Annotated in this window: 19 protein-coding genes and 1 riboswitch; of the genes, 13 read left to right on the plus strand and 6 right to left on the minus strand. The window is 70.3% G+C overall.

Annotated elements, in window-relative coordinates; translation table 11 throughout:
* Positions 1-32: 32 nt before the first annotated feature.
* The 10 genes from hpnE to OG978_RS35985 all read left to right on the plus strand — a co-directional run bounded on the left by hpnE (position 33) and on the right by OG978_RS35985 (position 11,684).
* Positions 33-1,421 (plus strand): hydroxysqualene dehydroxylase HpnE, encoded by a 1,389-nt coding sequence (gene hpnE / locus OG978_RS35940; protein ID WP_326769231.1) that lies wholly within the window; start codon positions 33-35, stop codon positions 1,419-1,421.
* Positions 1,418-2,521, plus strand: coding sequence for a polyprenyl synthetase family protein (locus OG978_RS35945; RefSeq protein WP_326769232.1), 1,104 nt, complete (start codon positions 1,418-1,420; stop codon positions 2,519-2,521). The genes hpnE and OG978_RS35945 overlap by 4 nt, the downstream gene beginning before the upstream one ends.
* Positions 2,522-2,629: 108 nt before the next feature.
* On the plus strand, positions 2,630-4,630 hold the full coding sequence (gene shc / locus OG978_RS35950; RefSeq protein WP_326769233.1) for a squalene--hopene cyclase: 2,001 nt from the start codon (positions 2,630-2,632) through the stop codon (positions 4,628-4,630).
* Positions 4,630-5,289, plus strand: coding sequence for a phosphorylase family protein (locus OG978_RS35955; RefSeq protein WP_326769234.1), 660 nt, complete (start codon positions 4,630-4,632; stop codon positions 5,287-5,289). Before shc ends, OG978_RS35955 begins: the two co-directional genes overlap by 1 nt.
* A 5-nt stretch (positions 5,290-5,294) precedes the next feature.
* Entirely contained in the window at positions 5,295-6,314 is a 1,020-nt protein-coding gene (gene hpnH, locus OG978_RS35960; RefSeq protein WP_326769235.1) for an adenosyl-hopene transferase HpnH, read from the plus strand.
* Positions 6,315-6,318: 4 nt separating this feature from the next.
* Positions 6,319-7,485: a flavodoxin-dependent (E)-4-hydroxy-3-methylbut-2-enyl-diphosphate synthase gene (gene ispG, locus OG978_RS35965; RefSeq protein ID WP_326769236.1), complete on the plus strand. Its 1,167-nt coding sequence runs from the start codon at positions 6,319-6,321 to the stop codon at positions 7,483-7,485.
* Positions 7,486-7,511: 26 nt separating this feature from the next.
* Positions 7,512-9,413 carry a 1-deoxy-D-xylulose-5-phosphate synthase gene (gene dxs / locus OG978_RS35970; protein WP_326769237.1) on the plus strand — a complete coding sequence of 634 codons (1,902 nt, stop codon included), beginning with the start codon at positions 7,512-7,514 and terminating at the stop codon, positions 9,411-9,413.
* Positions 9,410-10,807, plus strand: a complete 1,398-nt coding sequence (locus OG978_RS35975; protein ID WP_326769238.1) for an aspartate aminotransferase family protein — start codon at positions 9,410-9,412, stop codon at positions 10,805-10,807. Before dxs ends, OG978_RS35975 begins: the two co-directional genes overlap by 4 nt.
* A gap of 67 nt (positions 10,808-10,874) precedes the next feature.
* Complete coding sequence (locus OG978_RS35980; protein WP_326769239.1) at positions 10,875-11,483, plus strand: helix-turn-helix domain-containing protein; 609 nt, start codon at positions 10,875-10,877, stop codon at positions 11,481-11,483.
* Between the two features lie 33 nt (positions 11,484-11,516).
* Entirely contained in the window at positions 11,517-11,684 is a 168-nt protein-coding gene (locus OG978_RS35985; protein WP_176729046.1) for a DUF6126 family protein, read from the plus strand.
* A 21-nt stretch (positions 11,685-11,705) separates the two neighbouring features.
* Here the strand turns inward: OG978_RS35985 and OG978_RS35990 are convergent, their stop codons facing one another.
* Positions 11,706-12,518, minus strand: coding sequence for a tyrosine-protein phosphatase (locus OG978_RS35990; RefSeq protein ID WP_326769240.1), 813 nt, complete (start codon positions 12,516-12,518; stop codon positions 11,706-11,708).
* A gap of 225 nt (positions 12,519-12,743) precedes the next feature.
* Here OG978_RS35990 and OG978_RS35995 point away from each other — a divergent pair, with 225 nt between their 5' ends.
* The 3 genes from OG978_RS35995 to OG978_RS36005 all read left to right on the plus strand — a co-directional run bounded on the left by OG978_RS35995 (position 12,744) and on the right by OG978_RS36005 (position 17,275).
* Positions 12,744-14,840, plus strand: a complete 2,097-nt coding sequence (locus tag OG978_RS35995) for an alpha-galactosidase (protein ID WP_326769241.1) — start codon at positions 12,744-12,746, stop codon at positions 14,838-14,840.
* A gap of 297 nt (positions 14,841-15,137) precedes the next feature.
* Positions 15,138-15,294, plus strand: a riboswitch (cyclic di-AMP (ydaO/yuaA leader).
* A gap of 3 nt (positions 15,295-15,297) precedes the next feature.
* Positions 15,298-16,242 carry a M23 family metallopeptidase gene (locus OG978_RS36000; protein WP_326769242.1) on the plus strand — a complete coding sequence of 315 codons (945 nt, stop codon included), beginning with the start codon at positions 15,298-15,300 and terminating at the stop codon, positions 16,240-16,242.
* 187 nt (positions 16,243-16,429) lie between these two features.
* Positions 16,430-17,275: an SGNH/GDSL hydrolase family protein gene (locus tag OG978_RS36005; protein ID WP_326769243.1), complete on the plus strand. Its 846-nt coding sequence runs from the start codon at positions 16,430-16,432 to the stop codon at positions 17,273-17,275.
* 71 nt (positions 17,276-17,346) lie between these two features.
* Here OG978_RS36005 and OG978_RS36010 read toward each other — a convergent pair whose 3' ends face one another.
* Genes OG978_RS36010 through OG978_RS36030 form a run of 5 tightly spaced genes read right to left on the minus strand, consistent with a single transcriptional unit; the run spans position 17,347 to position 22,548 of the window.
* Positions 17,347-18,222 (minus strand): STM4011 family radical SAM protein, encoded by an 876-nt coding sequence (locus OG978_RS36010; protein ID WP_326769244.1) that lies wholly within the window; start codon positions 18,220-18,222, stop codon positions 17,347-17,349.
* A gap of 8 nt (positions 18,223-18,230) precedes the next feature.
* A complete protein-coding gene (locus tag OG978_RS36015) occupies positions 18,231-19,592 on the minus strand; it encodes an STM4012 family radical SAM protein (protein ID WP_326769245.1) in 1,362 nt (453 codons plus the stop codon).
* Complete coding sequence (locus OG978_RS36020) at positions 19,589-20,404, minus strand: STM4013/SEN3800 family hydrolase (protein WP_326770263.1); 816 nt, start codon at positions 20,402-20,404, stop codon at positions 19,589-19,591. Before OG978_RS36020 ends, OG978_RS36015 begins: the two co-directional genes overlap by 4 nt.
* Before the next feature lie 37 nt (positions 20,405-20,441).
* On the minus strand, positions 20,442-21,596 hold the full coding sequence (locus OG978_RS36025; protein ID WP_326769246.1) for an STM4014 family protein: 1,155 nt from the start codon (positions 21,594-21,596) through the stop codon (positions 20,442-20,444).
* Positions 21,577-22,548, minus strand: a complete 972-nt coding sequence (locus OG978_RS36030) for an STM4015 family protein (RefSeq protein WP_326769247.1) — start codon at positions 22,546-22,548, stop codon at positions 21,577-21,579. The genes OG978_RS36025 and OG978_RS36030 overlap by 20 nt, the downstream gene beginning before the upstream one ends.
* Positions 22,549-22,553 lie beyond the last annotated feature (5 nt).

Here is a 22,553-nt window from a genome sequence, read left to right on the forward strand (position 1 = left end):
CTGACTGAAGTGACCTGGCGAAAGGAGGACGCATGACGGACGACGCCCTGCGCTCCACCCGCGCGGTCGTGATCGGCGGCGGCCTCGCCGGAATCACCTCGGCGCTGCGTCTCGCCGACGCCGGGCTTGACGTGACCCTGCTCGAAGGCCGGCCCCGGCTCGGCGGCCTCGCCTTCTCCTTCCGGCGCGGCGAACTGACGGTCGACAACGGACAGCATGTCTATCTGCGCTGCTGCACCGCCTACCGCTGGTTCCTCGACCGCGTCGACGGGGCGCGCCTGGCACCCCTGCAAAACCGTTTGGACGTGCCCGTTCTCGATGTCGGGCGCCCCTCGGGCCCCCGGCTGGGACGGCTGCGCCGCAACGCGCTGCCGGTGCCCTTCCACCTCGCCGCCGGACTGGTCGGCTACCCGCACCTCTCGCTCGCCGAGCGGGCGGGCGTCGGCCGCGCCGCACTGGCGCTCGGCCGCCTGGACCCCGACGACCCCGCGCTCGACGCCGTCGACTTCGGCAGCTGGCTCGCCCGGCACGGCCAGTCGCAGCGCACCATCGAGGCCCTCTGGGACCTGGTCGGCGTCGCCACGCTCAATGCCACCGCACCGAACTCCTCGCTGGCCCTGGCCGCGAAGGTCTTCAAGACCGGACTCCTCTCCGAGCCCGGCGCCGCCGACATCGGCTGGGCGGGCGTGCCCCTCGGCGAGGTGCACGACACGCTGGCACGCAAGGCCCTCGACTCCGCCGGAGTCCGTACGGAACTGCGTACGAAGGCCTCCGCCATCGCCCGTACGGAAGACGGCGGCTGGATCGTGGACACCGGCGGCGAACGGATCGAGGCGGACACCGTCGTCCTCGCCGTGCCGCAGCGCGAGACCCACGACCTGCTGCCCGAAGGGGCACTCGACGAGCCCGGACGACTGCTCGACATCGGCACGTCGCCGATCCTCAATGTGCACGTCGTCTACGACCGCAAGGTGCTGCGCCGCCCGTTCTTCGCCGCGCTCGGCTCCCCGGTCCAGTGGGTCTTCGACCGCACGGACGCCTCGGGCCTCACCGGACCCGGGCAGTACCTCGCCGTGTCCCAGTCCGCCGCCGACGAGGAGATCGACCTCCCCGTCGCCGAGCTGCGCGCCCGTTACCTGCCCGAGCTGGAGCGGCTCCTGCCGGCCGCCCGCGGGGCCGGCATCAGGGATTTCTTCGTCACCCGGGAGCGCACGGCGACCTTCGCCCCCGCCCCCGGCGTCGGCCGGCTGCGGCCGGGTGCCCGCACCCGTGTCCCCGGCCTCTGCCTGGCCGGGGCTTGGACGGCCACCGGCTGGCCCGCGACGATGGAGGGGGCCGTCCGCAGCGGGTTCAGCGCGGCGGACGCCGCGCTCCGGGCGCTCGGCCGCTCCCATGAACATCCGCTGCAGGAGGCGGCATGAGCAGTACCACCGGAACAAGAGGAGAGTCAGTGACCCCGGCGAATCCGGCTTTCGACACCGTGGCCGACACCACGGACGTCACCGCGCTTCTGGAGCGCGGAAGGGCCCTTTCCACGCCGGTGCTCCGGGCCGCCGTTGACCGGCTCGCACCGCCCATGGACACCGTCGCCGCCTACCACTTCGGTTGGATCGACGCCCAGGGACAGCCCGCCGACGGCGACGGGGGCAAGGCTGTCCGCCCGGCCCTCGCCCTGCTGTCCGCGGAGGCCGCCGGCGCCCCCGCCGAGGCCGGCGTCCCCGGCGCCGTGGCCGTCGAACTCGTGCACAACTTCTCGCTGCTGCACGACGACCTGATGGACGGCGACGAACAGCGCCGCCACCGCGACACCGTCTGGAAGGTGCACGGCCCCGCCCAGGCGATCCTGGTCGGCGACGCGCTCTTCGCCCTCGCCAACGAGGTCCTGCTGGAGCTCGGCACCGTCGAGGCGGGCCGCGCGACCCGTCGGCTGACCGCTGCCAGCCGCAAGCTCATCGACGGGCAGGCCCAGGACATCTCCTACGAGCACCGCGAGCGGGTCACCGTCGAGGAGTGCCTGGAGATGGAGGGCAACAAGACCGGCGCTCTGCTGGCCTGCGCCTGCTCCATCGGCGCGGTCCTCGGCGGCGCCGACGACCGGACCGCCGACACCCTGGAGGCGTACGGATACCACCTCGGTCTCGCCTTCCAGGCTGTCGACGATCTGCTCGGAATCTGGGGCGACCCCGAGTCCACCGGCAAGCAGACCTGGAGCGACCTGCGCCAGCGCAAGAAGTCCCTGCCGGTCGTGGCCGCGCTCGCCGCGGACGGTCCGGCATCGGAGCGCCTGGGCGAACTGCTCGCGGCCGACGCCAAGAGCAGCGATTTCGACAGCTTCTCCGAAGAGGAGTTCGCCGCCCGTGCGGCGCTCATCGAGGAGGCGGGCGGCCGCGAGTGGACCGCCCAGGAGGCGCGTCGACAGCATGCGGTCGCCATCGAGGCGCTGCACCGCGTCGACATGCCGCAGACCGTGCGGGCGCAGCTCACGGCGCTCGCTGACTTCGTCGTCGTACGAAAGAGATGATCACCATCTGCTCCATATGACTCGCAGTCGCCGGCCGGTGCCCGTAACAGGCACCGGCCGACGGAGACCCCAGCACAGCAGAGGACCAAACTGCACGAAGGGGAAGCCATGACAGCGACGACCGACGGAAGCACCGGGGCCGTGAACCCCCGCGCAGCCTCGGCCAGTAAACCGACCGACACAACCATCGCCGCGGACGACGTATTCGCCGCCGCGCGGCGGGCCGCGGAACGCTCGGTGGAGCACCTCCTCGGCAGGCAGGACGAGCAGGGCTGGTGGAAGGGCGACCTCGCCACCAACGTCACGATGGACGCCGAGGACCTGCTGCTCCGTCAATTCCTCGGCATTCAGGACCCGGACACCGTGCAGGCGGCCGGCCGCTTCATCCGCGGCGAACAGCTGGGCGACGGTACCTGGGCCACCTTCCACGGCGGCCCCGGCGAACTCTCCACCACCATCGAGGCGTACGTGGCCCTGCGGCTGGCCGGGGACCGGCCGGACGAACCGCACATGGCCCGCGCTGCCGGATGGATCAGGGAACAGGGCGGAATCGCGGCCGGCCGGGTCTTCACCCGGATCTGGCTCGCCCTCTTCGGCTGGTGGAAATGGGACGACCTGCCGGAACTCCCGCCCGAGCTGATGTTCTTTCCCAAATGGGCCCCGCTCAACATCTACGACTTCGGCTGCTGGGCCCGCCAGACCATCGTGCCGCTCACCATCGTCTCGGCGAAGCGGCCGGTACGCCCGGCCCCCTTCTCCCTCGACGAACTGCACACCGACCCACGCAATCCGAACCCGCCCAGGCGCCCCGCACCGGCCGCGAGCTGGGACGGCGTCTTCCAGCGCCTGGACAAGGCGCTGCACGTCTACCACCGGGTCGCCCCGCGCAAGCTGCGCCGGACCGCGATGAACGCCGCGGCCCGCTGGATCATCGAACGCCAGGAGAACGACGGCTGCTGGGGCGGCATCCAGCCACCCGCCGTCTACTCCGTCATCGCCCTGCATCTGCTCGGCTACGACCTGGACCACCCGGTGATGCGGGCCGGACTCGAATCGCTCGACCGGTTCGCCGTGTGGCGCGAGGACGGCGCCCGCATGATCGAGGCCTGCCAGTCCCCGGTGTGGGACACCTGCCTCGCCACCATCGCACTCGCCGACGCCGGGGTCAGCCCCGACCACCCGGCGCTCGTGAAGGCCGCCGACTGGATGCTCGGCGAGGAGATCGTCCGGCCCGGCGACTGGTCCGTACGCCGCCCCCGGCTCAACCCGGGCGGCTGGGCCTTCGAGTTCCACAACGACAACTACCCGGACATCGACGACACCGCCGAGGTGGTCCTCGCGCTGCGCCGGGTCCGCCACCCCGACCGGGCACGCATCGAGGCCGCCATCAAGCGAGGCGTCCGCTGGAACATCGGCATGCAGTCCCGCAACGGGGCCTGGGGCGCCTTCGACGCGGACAACACCAGCGCCTTCCCCAACCGGCTGCCCTTCTGCGACTTCGGTGAGGTCATCGACCCGCCGTCCGCCGATGTCACCGGGCATGTGGTGGAGATGCTCGCCGTCGAGGGGCGGTCCGGTCACCGGGTCACCCGGCGCGGCATCGAGTGGCTGCTCGCCGAACAGGAGGCGAGCGGCGCCTGGTTCGGCCGCTGGGGCGTCAACTACGTATACGGCACAGGGTCGGTGGTGCCCGCACTGGTGGCCGCCGGACTGCCCGTGACGCACCCGGCGATCCGCCGCGCGGTCGGCTGGCTGGAGTCCGTGCAGAACGACGACGGCGGCTGGGGCGAGGACCTGCGCTCGTACCGGGAGGAGAAGTGGATCGGGCACGGCGCCTCGACCGCCTCCCAGACCGCCTGGGCACTGCTCGCGCTGCTGGCCGCCGGAGAACGGGAGAGCGTCGCCGTGCGGCGCGGGGTGGCCTGGCTCACCAGGACCCAGCAGGCCGACGGCTCCTGGGACGAGCCGTACTTCACCGGCACCGGATTCCCGTGGGACTTCTCCATCAACTACCACCTCTACCGGCAGGTGTTCCCGCTCACCGCACTCGGGCGGTACGTGTACGGCGAGCCGTTCGCCGACCGCACGGCCACCCGCAAGGGGGCCTGATGGCCGACGGCCCGGGGACGGCCGGCCCCGTGGCGCCGCTGCTGATCGCCTGCGCGCTCGGCATCGAGCAGTTCGCCCTGCGCAGCGGCCGGGGCAGGGCCGGTGCCGCGTCCGGCCCGGTGACCGTACTCCGTACGGGCATGGGTCCCAGGGCCGCCGAGACGGCCGTCTCACGAGCGCTCGGTCAGGACCGGGCGCCCGGTACGGCGGTCCTCGCCTCCGGGTTCTGCGCCGGGCTGCTGCCCGGAATGCACCCCGGGGACCTGGTGGTCGCCGACGAGACCCGGGAAGCCGGGAACTCGACGGTCTGCACCGGCCCGGGCCTGCTCGCCGAGGCCCTGGCCAGGGCGGTGCCCGGCCGCGCCGTCCACACCGGTCCGCTGACCGGCTCCGCCCATGTCGTACGCGGACATGAGCGGGCCGAGCTGCGGGCCACCGGAGCGATCGCGGTGGACATGGAGTCCGCCGCCACTCTGCGCACCGCTCTGCGGTCCGGGCCGCGCCCGGTTGCCGCCGTACGGGTGGTCGTGGATGCTCCGGAGTATGAGCTCGTCCGCATCGGCACGATACGCGGTGGAATATCAGCTTTCCGGGTCCTCCGTGCCGTCCTGCCGGCTTTCTACGAATGGCACCGATCTTTGCTGCTCCCCAGGAGGTGAGCCAGATGGCCATGCCGCTCCGTCAGTCCATCAAGGTTGCGACGTACCTCATTGAACAGAAGCTCCGTAAGCGGGAGAAATTCCCGCTGATCGTGGAACTGGAGCCCTTGTACGCCTGCAATCTCGCGTGCGAGGGCTGCGGGAAGATCCAGCATCCGGCCGGTGTGCTCAAGCAGCGCATGCCGGTGGCCCAGGCCGTGGGCGCCGTCCTCGAATCGGGTGCCCCGATGGTTTCCATCGCTGGCGGCGAACCATTGATGCACCCGCAGATCGATGAGATCGTGCGGCAGTTGGTGGCGCGGAAAAAGTACGTCTTCCTGTGCACCAACGCGATGCTGCTGCGGAAGAAGATCGAGAAATTCACGCCCTCGCCGTTCTTCGCCTTCGCCGTGCACATCGACGGGCTGCGGGAGCGGCACGACGAATCGGTCGCCAAGGAAGGTGTTTTCGACGAGGCCGTGGCGGCGATCAAGGAGGCCAAGCGGCGCGGATTCCGGGTCACCACGAATTCCACCTTCTTCAACACCGACACCCCGCAGACCATCATCGAGGTCCTCAATTACCTCAATGACGACCTGAAGGTCGACGAGATGATGATCTCGCCCGCCTACGCCTACGAGAAGGCACCCGACCAGGAGCACTTCCTGGGCGTCGAGCAGACCCGCGAACTGTTCAAGAAGACCTTCGCGGGCGGCAACCGGGCCCGCTGGCGGCTGAACCACTCGCCGCTCTTCCTGGACTTCCTGGAGGGCAAGGTGGACTTCCCGTGCACGGCGTGGGCCATCCCGAACTACTCGCTGTTCGGCTGGCAGCGGCCGTGCTACCTGATGAGCGACGGCTACGTACCGACGTACCGTCAGCTCATCGAGGAGACCGACTGGGACAAGTACGGCCGGGGCAAGGACCCGCGCTGCGCCAACTGCATGGCCCACTGCGGCTACGAGCCCACCGCCGTGCTCGCCACCATGGGATCGCTGAAGGAGTCCCTGCGCGCGGCGCGCGAGACCGTCACCGGGAACCGGTGACGTCATGACCGCTGGAGAACCGGTCGCACTGGGTCTCCCCGGGCTGCCGGCCCGGCCGCTCGCGCTGCGCCGCCCCTCGCGGCGCATCCAGGTCGGGTCGGTTGCGGTGGGCGGGGATGCGCCGGTGTCGGTGCAGTCGATGACCACGACGCGTACGTCGGACATCGGTACGACGTTGCAGCAGATCGCGGAGCTGACGGCGTCGGGCTGTCAGATCGTGCGGGTGGCGTGTCCGACGCAGGACGACGCGGACGCGTTGGCGGTGATCGCGAAGAAGTCGCAGATCCCGGTGATCGCGGATATTCATTTCCAGCCGAAGTATGTGTTCGCGGCGATCGATGCGGGCTGTGCGGCGGTGCGGGTGAATCCGGGGAACATCAAGCAGTTCGACGACAAGGTGAAGGAGATCGCGCGGGCGGCGGGGGATGCGGGGACGCCGATCCGGATCGGTGTGAACGCGGGTTCGCTGGATGCGCGGTTGCTGGCGAAGTACGGGAAGGCGACTCCTGAGGCGTTGGTGGAGTCGGCGTTGTGGGAGGCGTCGCTCTTCGAGGAGCACGGTTTCCGGGACATCAAGATCTCGGTGAAGCACAACGATCCGGTGGTGATGGTGAATGCGTACCGTCAGCTGGCGGCTCGTTGTGACTATCCGTTGCATCTGGGTGTGACGGAGGCGGGTCCGGCGTTCCAGGGGACGATCAAGTCGGCGGTGGCGTTCGGTGCGTTGCTGTCGGAGGGGATCGGGGACACGATCCGGGTGTCGTTGTCGGCGCCGCCGGCCGAGGAGGTCAAGGTCGGCATCCAGATCCTGGAGTCGCTGAATCTGAAGCAGCGGCGGCTGGAGATCGTGTCGTGTCCGTCGTGCGGGCGGGCGCAGGTGGATGTGTACAAGCTGGCGGATCAGGTGTCCGCGGGTCTTGAGGGCATGGAGGTTCCGTTGCGGGTGGCCGTGATGGGCTGTGTCGTCAATGGTCCGGGTGAGGCCCGTGAGGCGGATCTGGGTGTGGCGTCGGGGAACGGCAAGGGGCAGATCTTCGTGAAGGGCGAGGTCATCAAGACGGTGCCCGAGTCGAAGATCGTCGAGACGCTCATCGAAGAGGCCTTGAAGATCGCCGAGGGCATGGACGGGGCGGGGACGCCGTCGGGGGTTCCCACCGTCACCGTGAGCTGAAACAGAACCAGAGAGGGGGCCCGAGCGTGACGATTCTGGAGAGCATCCGGGGGCCGCACGATCTCAAGGCGCTGAACGAAGCACAACTCGACGAACTCGCCGAGGACATCAGGCAGTTCCTCATCCGAGGGGTGGCCAGGACCGGAGGGCATCTGGGGCCCAACCTCGGGGTGGTGGAGCTCTCCATCGCCCTGCACCGGTCCTTCGACTCGCCCGCCGACCGCATCCTCTGGGACACCGGACACCAGAGCTATGTGCACAAACTGCTCACCGGGCGGCAGGACTTCTCCAAGCTGCGCGGCAAAGGGGGCCTGTCCGGCTACCCGTCCCGCGAGGAGTCCGCGCACGACGTCATCGAGAACTCGCATGCCTCGACCGTCCTCGGCTGGGCCGACGGCATCGCCAAGGCCCATCAGGTGCTGGGGCGGAGCGACCACGTGGTGGCCGTCATCGGTGACGGGGCCCTCACCGGCGGGATGGCCTGGGAGGCGCTCAACAACATCGCGGACGCGCGCGACCGGCCGCTGATCATCGTGGTGAACGACAACGAGCGCTCCTACGGCCCGACCATCGGCGGCCTCGCCAACCACCTCGCCACCCTCCGGACCACCGACGGATACGAACGCTTCCTCTCCTGGGGCAAGGACATGCTCCGGCAGACGCCCGTCATCGGACAGCCGTTGTACGAGTCGCTGCACGGCGCGAAGAAGGGGTTCAAGGACGCCTTCGCCCCGCAGGGCATGTTCGAGGACCTCGGGCTCAAGTACGTCGGGCCGATCGACGGCCATGACATCGCGGCCGTCGAATCCGCCCTGCACCGGGCGAAACGCTTCCACGGCCCGGTGCTGGTGCACTGCCTCACCGAGAAGGGCCGCGGCTACCCGCCCGCGCTCCTGGACGAGGCCGACCGCTTCCACACCGTCGGCGCGATGGACCCGCTGACCTGCGCACCGCTCGCCCCGGCCGGCGGGCCCTCCTGGACCTCGGTGTTCGGGGACGAGATCGCCGCGATCGGCGCGGAGCGGCCGGACGTCGTGGCCATCACGGCGGCGATGCTGCACCCCGTCGGGCTGACGAAGTTCGCCGAGGCGTTCCCCGACCGGGTCTGGGACGTCGGCATCGCCGAGCAGCATGCCGCCGTATCCGCGGCGGGACTGGCCACCGGCGGCCTGCACCCGGTCGTCGCCGTCTACGCCACCTTCCTCAACCGGGCCTTCGACCAGCTCTTGATGGACGTCGCGCTGCACCGGTGCGGGGTGACCTTCGTACTCGACCGGGCCGGCGTCACCGGACCCGACGGGGCCTCGCACAACGGCATGTGGGACATGTCCGTGCTCCAGGTCGTCCCCGGGCTGCGGATCGCCGCCCCGCGCGACGCCGACGAACTCCGGGCCCAGCTCCGCGAGGCCGTCGCCGTCGACGACGCACCCACCGTGATCCGGTTCCCCAAGGAGTCGGTGGGGGAGCCGGTCCCGGCGACCGGCCGGATCGGTGGCATGGACGTGCTGCACCGGGCGGACGAACCCGATGTGCTGCTCGTGGCCGTCGGCGTGCTCGCCCCGGTCTGTCTGAAGGCCGCCGATCTGCTGACCGGGGCCGGCATCCGCTGCACCGTCGTCGACCCGCGCTGGGTCAAGCCGGTCGACGAGGAACTGCCCCCGCTCGCCGCACGGCACCGGCTGGTCGCCGTCGTCGAGGACAACAGCCGGGCAGGGGGCGTCGGTTCGGCGGTGGGGCAGGCGCTGCGGGACGCCGGGGTCGACGTACCGCTGCGCACGTTCGGCATCCCCGAGCAGTTCCTCGCGCACGGAAAGCGCGCCGAGGTGCTGGCCGACATCGGGCTCACGCCGGTCGAGATCGCCGGACGGATCAGCGCCGCACTGGCCGCCAGGGAGGCGGCGACAAGGACCGAGGAGAGCGGGGCATGAAGGACGACGGGCCCAAGGGCTTCGACCTGGCGCGGCTCCTCGCGGAGCGCGGCGCCGAGCGCTACGAGCTGCACACCAAGTACCTCAATCACCAGCTGCCCCGGATGCTCCACACCATCGGCTTCGACAAGGTCTACGAACGGGCCGAGGGCGCACACTTCTGGGACGCGGACGGCAACGACTACCTCGACATGCTCGCCGGATTCGGCGTGATGGGCCTCGGCCGGCACCACCCCGTCGTACGCAAGGCCCTGCACGACGTCCTGGACGCCTCGCTCGCCGACCTCACCCGCTTCGACTGTCAGCCGCTGCCCGGACTGCTGGCCGAGAAGCTGCTCGCGCACAGCCCGCACCTGGACCGGGTCTTCTTCGGCAACAGCGGCACGGAAGCGGTCGAGACGGCCCTGAAGTTCGCCCGCTATGCCACCGGCAGGCCCAGGATCCTCTACTGCACCCACGCCTTCCACGGCCTGACGACCGGCTCCCTCTCGGTCAACGGGGAGGACGGCTTCCGGGACGGCTTCGCCCCCCTGCTGCCGGACACCGCCATCGCGCTCGGCGATCTCGACACACTGCGGCGCGAGCTGAAACGCGGTGACGTGGCGGCACTGGTCGTCGAGCCGATCCAGGGCAAGGGCGTCCACGCCGCGCCGCCCGGCTTCCTGCGGGAGGCGCAGGAACTGCTGCACAAGTACAAGGCCCTGCTCATCGCCGACGAGGTGCAGACCGGCCTCGGCAGGACCGGCGACTTCTACGCGTACCAGTACGAGGAGGGGGTGGAGCCCGATCTGGTCTGTGTCGCCAAGGCGCTCTCCGGCGGCTATGTGCCGGTCGGGGCGACTCTGGGCAAGGACTGGATCTTCCGACGCGTCTACTCGTCGATGGACCGGGTCCTGGTCCACTCCGCCAGCTTCGGCTCCAATGCCCAGGCGATGGCGGCCGGGCTCGCGGTCCTCGCGGTGATGGAGGACGAGGAGACCGTCGCCCACGCGCGCCGCACCGGTGAGCTGTTGCGTGACCGGCTGACCGCACTGGTCGACCGCTACGAGCTGCTGCACGAGGTGCGCGGGCGCGGGCTGATGATCGGCATCGAGTTCGGCCGGCCGTCGTCCCTCAAGCTGCGCAGCCGCTGGACCATGCTGCAGGCGGCCCGCAAGGGACTATTCGCGCAGATGGTGGTGGTGCCGCTGCTCCAGAAGCACCGCATCCTCACCCAGGTCTCGGGCGACCACCTGGAAGTGATCAAGCTGATTCCGCCGCTGGTGATCGACGAGGCGGACGTCGACCGGTTCGTCACGGCGTTCACCGCTGTGATGGATGACGCACACAGCGGCGGTGGGCTGATGTGGGACTTCGGCAGGACACTGGTGAAGCAGGCGGTCGCCAACCGCTGATCCTGGAGGGTTTTGCCTGAGAGGCAAGAAATTTGCCTCTCAGGCAGGTTCCTGGCCCAATGGGTACATGAATCCTCCAGACGGAGGGGCGGCCGACGAGCTGCCCGGAGTCGCACCACGCCTGCGCGATCTGCGCCGGAGCCGTGGTCTCACGCTGGAGACCGCCGCTCAGCGGGCGGGGCTCTCGCCCGCCCATCTCTCCCGGCTCGAAACGGGCCGTCGCCAGCCTTCGCTGCCGATGCTCCTCGGTCTTGCCAGGATCTACGGTACGACGGTCTCCGAACTGCTCGGCGAGACACCCCCGGAACGTGATGCGATCATCCGCGGTGGGAAGTTCGAGGGAGCCGAGGCCGATGGCTGGATGTACCGGCAGGCCGGTGGTTCCGGCCGGGCCATGCAGGCGCTCCGCGTCCGGGTTCCGCAGGCCGCGCAGAGCGATCTCGTGCGCGTCCATCCCGGCGAGGAATGGCTGTACGTGCTCGCCGGACACCTCCGGGTCTGGCTCGGGGACACCGTGCACGACCTCGCCCCCGGTGACAGCGCGCACTTCGACTCGCTCACCCCGCACCGGATCACGGCCGTCGACCGCGACGGTGCCGAGCTGCTCTTCGTCCACACCCTGCTGCAGAGCCCCGCCGCCGAGCTGTGTCTCGGCAGCGGTATCCACCGTCGCTGAGACCGGCTTCTCCGGTCGCCAGAGAGGACCGTCATGTCCGATTCAGAGAACTTCGACCCGCTGGGGTCCAGGAAGAACTACGAGGCCCAGGAGCGGAAGTTTCCGCGCGGCGTGGTGATCCGGCTGTTCGCCTACCTCATCGCCGGACACATTTTCGCGGCCTTCCTCTACCTGCTCTTCGCGGTGGCCGGCAAGGGCTGACCACCGCTGGCGGGCGCCCGGCTACGCCTCGTCGAGGAGCCGGTCACGCAGCCGTTCACGGGTCTCGGGGGCGAGTTTCAGGCCCTCGGAGAAGTAGCGCTCCGTGCTGCCCCAAGTCTCGTCGATGGTGGCGAACGCCGTGGTGAGGTACTCGGCATGGGCACCGAAGAGCGGGTTCAGCAGTTCCGTCACCTCGGCCGACATGCCGTCCGCCGAGGTGCCGCTGCGCTGCACCTTGTAGCGGCGGTGGGCGTCGTTGGACTTCAGGTAGTCGGCCTCGATGGCTTCGCGCTCGACGCCGACGGCGAGCAGTGACACCGCGATCGACAGCCCGGCCCGGTCCTTGCCCGCCGCGCAGTGCATCAGGGCGGGAATGCTGTCCTCGGCCAGGGCGTGCAGCACCCGGCTGTGCTCGGCGGTGCGGTCCCGGATGATCGAGCGGTACGAGGCGAGCATCCGGTTCGTCCCCTTGCCGTCGCCGAGGATCGAGCGCAGCTGCTCGACATCGCCGTTGCGGACCATGTGCCAGAACTGCGAGCCGTCCGCCGGGTCGGAGAGCGGGATGCTCACATTCCGTACACCCGGCAGCTCCACGTCCAGCCCGTCGAGCCGGCGGTCGGCCGCGTTGCGGAAGTCGAAGACCGTGTGCAGACCGAGGGCGCCGAGGAAAGAGGCGTCCTCGGCGGTGGCGTGTGCGAGGTGGCCACTGCGGAAGAGCCGCCCGTGCCGCACCCGTCGGCCGTCCACGGTGGGCAGCCCGCCCACGTCGCGGAAGTTGCGGACACCCGCCAGCTCGGGTCCCGTCGACGGGACCTGCGGCAACTGCTGCGTCACAGTGACTCCTGGAGTGTCTGGTGCCGACGGGAGTCGCCGACAAGGCCACTCCCGCGACGATACGACATTGATTCCTCAGGCAATCATCTCGGCCTTTCCCTGTCGATACCTGGGCGAACTCCGGTTCTCCTGCGGCCGATCCGCCCGGTGAATTCCTAGCCGGACCGTTGCCCATGCCTCACCAATGGTCGATGATGTGCGGAACTGTTGGAATGTGGGGATGCGATGATCGAGACGGGCAACACCGGCCGGACCTGGCTGCTCACCGGGGCGAGCAGCAGCTACGCACTGCGACTGACCGAGCAGGACGAGCTGATCCATCTGCACTGGGGGCCGAGGATCACCCTCGCCGCGGCCGAGGCGCTGGCCGCGGCACCGGAGCTGCCCTTCAGGGGCTTCGAGTCCCACCTCGACGGCCGGGAGGAATATCCGGTGGAGGGCGGCCCCAGGTTCGTCCGCCCGGCGCTCTCGGTGCGTACCCCCGAGGTTCGCGGCACCGAGTGGGCCTTCGGTGCCGCCGTGGTGGACGGGGACGAACTGCGTATCGGCTTCACCGACCCCGTGCACCGGCTCGCCCTCACCCTGCACTACCGGATGCGGGACGACTCCGATGTCGTGGAGCGCTGGGCCACCGTCGCCCACGCCGGACCGGACGGCCCGCCGCTGGAACTGCTCCGCGCCGACGCGGCCGCCTGGTCGCTGCCCGCCCGCGACGGCTGGCGGCTGAGCCGGCTGCACGGCCGCTGGGCGGCGGAGTCGCGGATCGCGCGGGCGGAGCTGACCTACGGCGAGAGCGTCATCTCCAGCAGGCGGGGCCACACCGGCCACCAGTACCTGCCGTGGGTCGCGCTGGATGCCGACGGTGTGGCCACCGAGGAGAGCGGAGAGGTGTACGGCTGCGCACTCGGCTGGTCCGGGTCGTGGCGGATCTCCGTGCAGCGGCTGCCCGACGGGCTCGTGCAGATCACCGGCGGCGCCGGCTACGACGACTCCGGACTGCTGCGGCTCGCACCGGGGGAGTCGTACGCCACTCCCGTGTTCGCCGGCCTGTGGAGCGGCCAGGGGTTCGGCGGGGCGAGCCGTGCCTGGCATGCCTGGCAGCTGGCCCATGTGATCCCGGACGCGGAGAACCTGCGGCCGGTGCTCTACAACTCCTGGGAGGCCACGGGCTTCGACATCTCCATGGAGCAGCAGCGCGCCCTCGCCGAGCGCGCCGCAGCGATGGGTGTCGAGTTGTTCGTCGTGGACGACGCGTGGTTCGGGCAGCGGACCAGTGACCGGGCCGGGCTCGGCGACTGGACGCCCAATCCGGACCGCTTCCCGGGCGGGCTGAAGCCGCTCGCCGACGAAGTGCACGGGCTCGGCATGCAGTTCGGCATCTGGGTCGAGCCGGAAATGGTCAATGCCGACAGTGATCTCTATCGCGCGCACCCCGACTGGGTGCAGCACTTCCCCGGGCGGGCGCGGACGGAGTACCGCAACCAGCTGGTGCTCAATCTGGCCCGCCCCGATGTGCAGGAATATCTCTGGGAACAGCTGGACACGCTGCTCTCCGAGACGCCCGTCGACTATGTGAAATGGGATTTCAACCGCTGCTTCACCGATGCCGGCTGGCCGGGCGAGGAGTACCCGCAGAAACTCTGGGTCGAGCATGTGGACGCTCTGTACGCACTGATCGACCGGCTCAGGGCCGCGCACCCCTCGGTCGCGTTCGAGTCCTGCTCGGGCGGCGGCGGCCGGATCGACCTGGGGATCCTGTCCCGTACGGACCAGGTGTGGACCTCCGACAACACCGACCCGCTCGACCGTCTCGCCATCCAGGAGGGCTTCGGGCACATCCATCCGGCCCGGGTGATGGCCGCCTGGGTCACCGACAGCCCGAACCACCAGCTCAACGGCAGGGTGAGCTCGCTGCGCTTCCGTTTCGTGAGTGCGATGGCCGGTGTGCTCGGGGTCGGCGGGGACCTCACCGAATGGAGCGAGGAGGAGCTGGCCGAGGCTCGGACCTGGGTGGACCTCTACAAGGAGATCCGTCCGGTCGTGCAGCAGGGAGCGCTGTACCGGCTGCGTGAGCCGCGCGGTGGACTGAGCGCGGTCCAGTACGTCCACGGGGTGGAGACCGTGGTCCTGATGTGGCTGGAGGCGCAGCGATACGGGGAGCGGCCCCCGGCCCTGCGGCTGCGCGGGCTCGACCCCGCGGCGACGTACACCTGCCTGGACACGGGGGCGGTGCACCACGGTTCGGTACTGCTGCATCAGGGGCTGCACACCGGACTCCGGGGGGATCTCGACGCGCGGGTGCTGAGGCTGCGGCGGGGGTGACAGACGGGACATGTCCGTAATGCGGGCTTTTGTCCGAACATCGCCCGTTTGTATGGGAGATGATCGCCGTCTCGTGAGCGGGATCATATCCGTGACGGTGTGTGGTGACGGGAGGGTCGGGTATTCCGTGCGCGGCGCGGAAATTCAAGATCCTTAATCCACGGAGTGTGACCGGAATTCCGCGCCGATTTCCCCGGCGCGGATTCCGGTGTGGAACCCGTGGCTTGTTCTCATCGTCCCGACTCGCTTACGGTCACCGTCAATCCGGACGGACCGCCTAATCCTGCCGCCGACCGGAATTCGCATCCACTCATCGCGTGGCAGGAGCGGGGGAACCAGGTAAGCCGCCGACCGGAGAATTCCGGCCGGCTCGGGGTGAAGTCGCGCTCAGCGCGGCCGGGCATCTCCAGCCCGAACCCGACAGCTCACCTCGCAGGCGCCGGAGAGGAAATACTTCATGCCCATATCGGGTAAGCACCGTCGTCCGAAGATCAGCACCATCGCCCGTGGCGTCGCCGCGGCAAGCGCCGGCGGCGCCGTCGTCGCACTGCCGCTGCTCGGTGCCACCGGTGCCCACGCCGCGGAGCAGGCCGCCCCGGCCGCCGCGCCGCAGTCGGCCGCCGCCACCATGCACGCCGCGCCGGTCGCGCAGAAGAAGGCAGCCACCACGACCACGACGTACTCCGTCGTCTCCGGCGACTACCTGTCGAAGATCGCCGCCGAGCACAAGGTCAAGGGCGGCTGGCAGAAGCTGTACCAGGACAACCGCAAGGTCGTCGGCGAGGACCCCAGCCTGATCTTCCCGGGCATGAAGCTGACCCTCGGCTCCAAGGCCTCCGGCAACGCCGCGCCCACCGGCGCCGGCACCGGCTCGGCCCTCCCGTCGAAGGTGGCCACAGCGCCCTCGACGGCCGCGGAGAAGTCCGCCCCGGCCAAGTCCTCGGCCGCCCCGGAGTCCAAGGCCCCGGCCTCCGCCCCGGCCGCCCAGAGCAACGGCTCCGGCTACGTCCACCCGGTCCCCGGCAACCACACCACCAACTACCGCGCCTCCGGCTCCAACTGGTCCAGCGGCAGCCACTCCGGGATCGACTTCCCGGTCGCCACCGGCACCAGCGTGAAGTCCATCACCTCCGGCACCGTCGTCGCCGCCGGCTGGGGCGGCGCGTACGGCAACCAGGTCGTCATCAAGCACGCCGACGGCCGCTACTCGCAGTACGGCCACCTGTCCTCCGCCTCCGTCTCGGTGGGCCAGGCCGTGAGCGCCGGTCAGCAGATCGGCCTCTCCGGCTCCACCGGCAACTCCACCGGTCCGCACCTTCACTTCGAGGTCCGCACGGGCCCGGCCTACGGCTCGGACATCGACCCGATCGCCTACCTGGCCTCGCACGGCATCTACGTCTGAGCCGAACGGCCGGGCAGCTGGGTGACAGCATGACCTGAGCAACACAGCAGGGGCGGTGCGCGGCGGCGCACCGCCCCTGCTGCTTATTCCCCCTTTACCAAAAACTGACTGGGTGGTCTATCTCACCACCCGTCAACCCCTTATTACGGTCGCGTAGGTCACATTCGGCGGTGCAGGATAAGCGTTTGTGGCAGACGATTCGAGAAAAAATCAACGTGGCGTCAACAACCGACAGGGCGTCATCGGGTCGTACGCGGCGATTGGCGACAGTTTCACCGAGGGAGTCGGCGACCCCGGCCCGGACGGGACCTTCGTCGGCTGGGCGGACCGTTTCGCGGTACTTCTCGCGGACCAGCTCCCGGACCCCGATGCGGCGACGGAGACCGAAGGTTCCGTGCACGGGAATTTCAGGTACGCCAATCTCGCCGTACGCGGACGCCTCCTCGACCAGATCGTCGAGGAGCAGGTGCCGCGCGCCAAGGAGCTCGCACCCGACCTGGTGAGCTTCTGTGCGGGCGGCAACGACATCATCCGGCCGGGCACCGACCCCGACGACGTGGCCGAGCGCTTCGAGCGCGCCGTTGCCGAACTGACCCAAGCGGTCGGCACGGTCATGGTCACCACCGGCTTCGACACCCGTGGCATTCCCGTGCTGCGCCATCTGCGCGGCAAGATCGCCACCTACACCGCCCATGTGAGGGCCATCGCCGACCGCTACGACTGCCCGGTCCTGGACCTGTGGTCGCTGCGGTCCGTCCAGGACAGGCGCGCCTGGGACGACGACCGGCTCCACCTGTCGCCCGAGGGACACACCAGGGTCGCGCTGCGCGCCGCACAGGTACTCGGCATCGACGTGCCGGCCGACCCCGACCAGGAATGGCCCCCGCAGGCACAGCGCGGCACCCTCGAAGTGCGGCGCGACGACATCCACTGGGCGCGCGAGTACCTGGTGCCGTGGATCGGCCGACGGCTGCGCGGCGAGTCCTCGGGCGACCACGTCGAAGCCAAGCGGCCGGATCTCCTGCCGCTCTAGCACCGGACCTCCTGCCGCTCCGGACGGGCGTCCGCGCCGTGGTGCCGTCGCTCGCCGGACCGGCCTGAACCTCAGGCCGGTCCGGCGAGCGACGACAGCGGGGCGGCCGGTATCCGCTCCAGCACACCACCCGCGAAGACGTCGTACAGCGGCAGCGTCTCCAGGTGCACATAACCGATGTGGCAGTCGCAGACCGCCAGCGGACAGGCGCGCGGACCGAGAGACCGCCGGTAGCTCCCGTCGTAGAGATTGCCGAGCTCCGCCGGTACGAAATGGCAGCGCCGCACGGTGCCGTCACCGTCCACCGAGATGACCGACTCACCGGTCCTGCAGGGCAGCCCGGCCGACCGGTGCGGATGCCGGCTGTACGGGAAGAGCGGGTCGATGGCCGTCCAGCGGTCCGCCTCCTCGTCCGTATAGGTGTGGCCCTCCGCCGCGTTCACCCAGAGATAGACCTCGTCCGGCAGCGCGGCGCGCAGCCGCCGCGCCTCGTCGAGATGGTCGTCGAGCCCGACGACACCGACACTGTGCCGGATGCCGAGCGCGGTCAGCTCCCGGCACTTGGTGAGGAACCGCTCGTACGGCGTCTGCCCCGGGTGGTAGGTGCACCACAGCGCGATCTTCTCGCGGCCCGCACCGGCCTCGGCCAGCCACCCCGTGCGGCTGCTGATGTTGGTCTGGATCGCGACCCGGCGGATGTGCGGCAGCTGTGCCAGCTCGACCAGCGCACGGCGGTACCAGGAGCGGACCAGGCCCTCGCCCCACGGCGTGAACAGCACCGAGATCCGGTCACCGGTCTGCGCCGCGGCCCACGCCGTGAACCGCTCCAGCGCGGCCCGGTCGGCACGCAGCTGCTCCCGGCTGTCGCGCCGCTTGGCGAACGGGCAGTACGGACAGTCGTAGTCGCACGACGAGAGCGGGCCGCGGTAGAGGATCGTCAGGTCCATGGGCGCACTCACTTCAGTTCGTACGCGGCCATCGCGGCGCGCACGTCGGAGGAGAAGAGTTCCGGACCCAGCGCGTCGGAGTGGGCCAGGCCCTCGGGGGAGAGCCGCAGCAGTCCGGACGCCCCGGCCGACGCGTCGAGCCAGCCGCGCGCCTCGAACCGGGCCAGCTCAAGGGGGAAGTCGTCGGCCGGCGAGGTGCCGAACCGCTCCCGGTAGTCGGCCAGTGGCAGCCCATCGGCCTGGAGGACCGACTGCAGGAGGTGGCGCCGGCGTGCCTCGTCGCCGTCGACGTACCGTCCGACCTCCGCACGCGAGAAGTCCTCGGTGGCCGCGTAGCCGTCGATGATCGCCCGCACCTCCCGCATCTCCACCGCGTAGTCGAAGGAGTAGTGCAGCTCCGAGGTGTACGAGCGGGCGCCGCACCCCAGGCCGATCATGCCGTCGGTCTGGCAGGCGTAGTCGTCGGGGCCGTCCGTCCGCGGGGCGTCGGCGCGGCGGAACATCCGCATCGAAACCTGCTCGTAGCCATGGGCCAGGAGATGATCCCGGCCCGCGCGGTACAGCCGCAGCCGCTGTTCGTCCCAGGCCGCGTCCGCCGACACCCCGCCGTCCGCGTCGAGCCGTCCCAGACCGGTCAGCGGGCGCACGTACAACGGGTAGAGATACAGCTCCTCCGGCCGCCAGTCGAGCGCCGTGTCCAGCGAGGTGCGCCAGCTGTCCTCGGTCTGCCCGTCGATGCCGTAGATCAGGTCGATGTTGAGGACCGGGATACGGGCATCGCGTATCCGGTCCAGCGCCGCCTCCACATCGGCACGCCGCTGCGGGCGCACAGCGGCCCGCGCCTCCGCTTCGACGAAGCTCTGCACCCCGATGCTGATCCTGGTCGTACCGCGGTCGGCGAGGACGGCCAGCCGGTCGGCCGTCGCGGTCGACGGCGACGTCTCGACCGAGAGCGGAACGGACCGCAGATCGGCGCCCATCCGCTTCTCCGCGATGTCGCAGAGCCGCTCCAGCTCCGCCGCGGTCAGGAACGTGGGCGTACCCCCGCCGAACGCGGCCGCGGCGAAACGCACCGGCCCGTCGTCGCCCAGCGCGTCACGGACCGCGGTGGCCTGCCGGTCCAGCGCGTCGAGGTACCGGGTCGTCAGCTCGTCGGGAGCGCCGATCCGGGTGAACAGATTGCAGAAGCCGCAGCGGACCTCGCAGAACGGTATGTGGAGGTAGAGCGAGAGCGCGTCCTTGCGCTCGGCCGCCCACAACTCGCGCAGCCCCGGCCGGTCGGCGAGCGGCCGGTAGGCGGTCTTGTGCGGGTAGGCGTAGACATAGCTCTGGTACGGCCGGGCGGCCGGCGCGACGGTCGTGGTGCTCATGGTGCGATGGCCCCCGGTTCCAGGAAGAAGTGCGCGTACGGAACGGTCCAGACGGACTCGTGACCGAGCCGGTGACCGGTGTAGCCGTCGTCCCCGTACGCCGTGCCGTGGTCCGAGCAGACGATGGCGAAACAGCGACGGCGGCTGCTCGCGGCGGCGAAGAGCCTGCCGATATGGGCGTCGACGTACTCCAGGGCCGCGGCATGGGTGGCGCGGGAGTCGCCCGCCTCGCGAGTGGCTCCCGGCCGGTGGAACCAGTTGGGCTGGTGCAGGGCGGACACATTGACGAAGAGGAACAGCCGCTGCTCCTCGGGGAGCCCGGCGACGGCCTGCTCGGCACGGGCCACCTGTGCCTCGAAGGAAGTGGGCGACGCCACGCCGAACTCCGGCTCCCAGTGGCTCTCCTGGAACATGCCGGGCAGCACGGAACCGAGCGGCGCCTGCTTGTTGAAGAAGCCGACACCGCCGATGCACACCGTGTGGTAGCCCACGCCGGCGAGGCCGGAGAGCAGATCCGGCGTGTCGAAGACAAAGGTGCCCGAGGCGGTGGACTCACTGCCCGCGAAACGCGCCGCGAACAGCCGGGGGTGCGGCCCCGGGCCCGCCGGAGTGGGCAGGAATCCCGCGAAGATCGCCTGGTGGGAGGCGTAGGTGAAGCTTCCCGGCGCGTGCCGCTTCTCCCAGACACCGCCCGGCAGATGGCGCGCCAGATGCGGAATGCGTCCCGCGGCGGCGAGCTCCACCGCCACGTCGTACCGCAGCGTGTCGAGGGTGACGAGCAGCAGATCGTGGCTGCCCACGATCTGGCTCATGTCCGGGTTCCGGGCGTCCTCGGGGGTACGCGCGGTGTCAGGCAGTGGCGGTTGCACGGTGGTTCCTTGCTCTGTTCATTACGGCGGCGACCTGCGCCGCATAGGTGTCCAGGCCCTCGGCGCCGCTGCCCGGAAGGCCGGTCAGCCGCGGCAGGAGATCGCCGAAGGCGTTGACCTCGCCGACGGCGAAGCGCCGCCAGCCGGTCGAGGGCAGCAGATCGACGCCCACACACAGAGTGTCCGGGAAGCACGCCGCGGCCCGTTCGCACACGGCCAGGGCCTCGCCCCAGCTGCCGCCCGCCGCCTCGACGGCCGCGCGGACGGCGTCGAGATCTCCACGCTCGCCACCGAGGTGAAGGTTGGTCATGGGGGAGTGGCTGGTGCGCACGACGGCATGGGTGGCCCGGCCCGCCACCACCACGACCCGCAGATCCGTCGCCCGGCCGTGCTGGGTGGCCTTGGGCAGCCAGCGCTCGATGTGCAGCCCGTCCGGTGCGAGTGCGTCGACGATCGCCCCGATCTCCCGCTCCGTCGTGACGCGGCGCACCCGCAAGGAATTGAAGAGCCGTCCGGACGCATCGCGCTCCACCGAGGTCGTGGCCCTGATCCGGCCGGGCCCGGCCGTCTCCACGGCCAGGACCCCCGAGGCGGACGAGCCGTGCGCGAGCTTCACGAAGACCCTGGGCATGCCGCGGTCCGCCATCCGCTCGCGTACGTCCGCCCAGTCCCGCACCACGGGCGCCGCGGCTCCCGAGGTCGGTGACGCCGGGACCGGCACCCCGGCGCCGTTCAGCACGGCATGGCAGAGCCGCTTGTCGAACAGCACCGCGACATCACCGGGATCGTCGAGCAGCGCGGCACCGGCGGCTGCCGCCGCCCGCGCCACCGCCCGCACGGCCGCGGTGAACCCGGCGTACCAGAGGGCGGTCCCTTCGACCCTGGTCGGGTCCCCGACCGTGCGGAGCAGCCGCTCCACCTCGGCGTCCTCACCGGGGGAGTCCATCCGTACGGTCTCGCCGGGCAGGAACGCGGCTCCGCCGCGCAGGACGTCCAGCCAGGGCACGACGCGCGCCGCCGGCAGCCCGGCGGCGCGCACGGCGTCCTGGAAGAGCGTGACCCGGCGGTTGCCGGGCACACCCACGACGGCGAAGCGCGGCGCCGGGCCGGCCGTACTACTCGCTGACGGCGACATAGCGGTCGTCGTCCTCTTCCGGATCCCAGTACTCGACTTCGTCGATCTCGCCGTTCACCCGGTCCGGACCGAGCAGATTCCTCAGGCGGTCCACCAACGAGTCGCTCATGTAGTGATGGTGCAGATCCAGCGAGGTCAGGTGGGTGAGCGGCTGGCCCGCGAGCAGCGCTTCGGCGCCTTCATCGCCCAGGGTTCCCATCGCGAGGGACAGCGACTCCAGCCGGGCGACGACCGGGGCGGACGCCACGGCGGCCGCGATCTCGTCCTGGATCTCGCTGTTCTGCAGCCCCAGATGGCGCAGGGCGGGGAACGTCGCACCGGAGAGCAGCGGAGCGAGGTCCTCGACCGTGGTGTCACCGCCGTACTCGGTGACGCCGAGCCAGAGTTCGAGCCGTTCCAGCGCGGGCAGCTCGGAGGCGCCGATCGCCCGCACGATGTCGGACGGGAGCCCGCCGGACTCGAACCGCAGCGACTTGAGCGACTTGTGGCGCACCGGCCGCAGACCGAGCGACGGCCCGTCGGTGACCTGCTCGCCGCAGCCGCGTACCGTCAACTCCTCCAGCTCTCCGAAGGCTTCGACCACCGGGGTTATGTCGCACATCTCCAGCCACGACACTTCGCACTCCTCGCTGACGACATCGGCGAGGAAGAGCGCCCGCAGGGCCGGGAAACGGTCGGCGTGACCGACCAGCAGATCGACGACCGGGGCGAAGGACTCGTACTCCTGCTGCCACCAGGCGCCGATCAGCAGGGCCTTTACCCGCGTCGTGTCGACCGTGTCGAGGAAGTGCTGCCACAGCGGGCCGAACGTCAGATCGTCCTGCCAGGCGCTCTCCAGCCGCCAGGCGACCGATCCGGCGTCCGGGAGCGGGGTGCCGGGGGCCTGATCGGGTCCGGGAAGGGTGTGGACGGGCAGGCCGTGAAACGTCTCGGGGTGTTCGATGTCAGTCATCGCGC

The organism is Streptomyces sp. NBC_01591, from assembly GCF_035918155.1.
GTDB lineage: Bacteria > Actinomycetota > Actinomycetes > Streptomycetales > Streptomycetaceae > Streptomyces.

Excerpts from the sequence above, each read along its gene's own strand:
- hpnE (WP_326769231.1), top strand. The coding sequence starts at position 33 with ATGACGGACGACGCCCTGCGCTCCACCCGCGCGGTCGTGATCGGCGGC.
- OG978_RS35945 (WP_326769232.1), top strand. The coding sequence starts at position 1,418 with ATGAGCAGTACCACCGGAACAAGAGGAGAGTCAGTGACCCCGGCGAAT.
- shc (WP_326769233.1), top strand. The coding sequence starts at position 2,630 with ATGACAGCGACGACCGACGGAAGCACCGGGGCCGTGAACCCCCGCGCA.
- OG978_RS35955 (WP_326769234.1), top strand. The coding sequence starts at position 4,630 with ATGGCCGACGGCCCGGGGACGGCCGGCCCCGTGGCGCCGCTGCTGATC.
- hpnH (WP_326769235.1), top strand. The coding sequence starts at position 5,295 with ATGGCCATGCCGCTCCGTCAGTCCATCAAGGTTGCGACGTACCTCATT.
- ispG (WP_326769236.1), top strand. The coding sequence starts at position 6,319 with ATGACCGCTGGAGAACCGGTCGCACTGGGTCTCCCCGGGCTGCCGGCC.
- OG978_RS35975 (WP_326769238.1), top strand. The coding sequence starts at position 9,410 with ATGAAGGACGACGGGCCCAAGGGCTTCGACCTGGCGCGGCTCCTCGCG.
- OG978_RS35980 (WP_326769239.1), top strand. The coding sequence starts at position 10,875 with ATGAATCCTCCAGACGGAGGGGCGGCCGACGAGCTGCCCGGAGTCGCA.
- OG978_RS35985 (WP_176729046.1), top strand. The coding sequence starts at position 11,517 with ATGTCCGATTCAGAGAACTTCGACCCGCTGGGGTCCAGGAAGAACTAC.
- OG978_RS35995 (WP_326769241.1), top strand. The coding sequence starts at position 12,744 with ATGATCGAGACGGGCAACACCGGCCGGACCTGGCTGCTCACCGGGGCG.
- OG978_RS36000 (WP_326769242.1), top strand. The coding sequence starts at position 15,298 with ATGCCCATATCGGGTAAGCACCGTCGTCCGAAGATCAGCACCATCGCC.
- OG978_RS36010 (WP_326769244.1), bottom strand. The coding sequence starts at position 18,222 with ATGGACCTGACGATCCTCTACCGCGGCCCGCTCTCGTCGTGCGACTAC.
- OG978_RS36015 (WP_326769245.1), bottom strand. The coding sequence starts at position 19,592 with ATGAGCACCACGACCGTCGCGCCGGCCGCCCGGCCGTACCAGAGCTAT.
- OG978_RS36020 (WP_326770263.1), bottom strand. The coding sequence starts at position 20,404 with ATGAGCCAGATCGTGGGCAGCCACGATCTGCTGCTCGTCACCCTCGAC.
- OG978_RS36025 (WP_326769246.1), bottom strand. The coding sequence starts at position 21,596 with ATGTCGCCGTCAGCGAGTAGTACGGCCGGCCCGGCGCCGCGCTTCGCC.
- OG978_RS36030 (WP_326769247.1), bottom strand. The coding sequence starts at position 22,548 with ATGACTGACATCGAACACCCCGAGACGTTTCACGGCCTGCCCGTCCAC.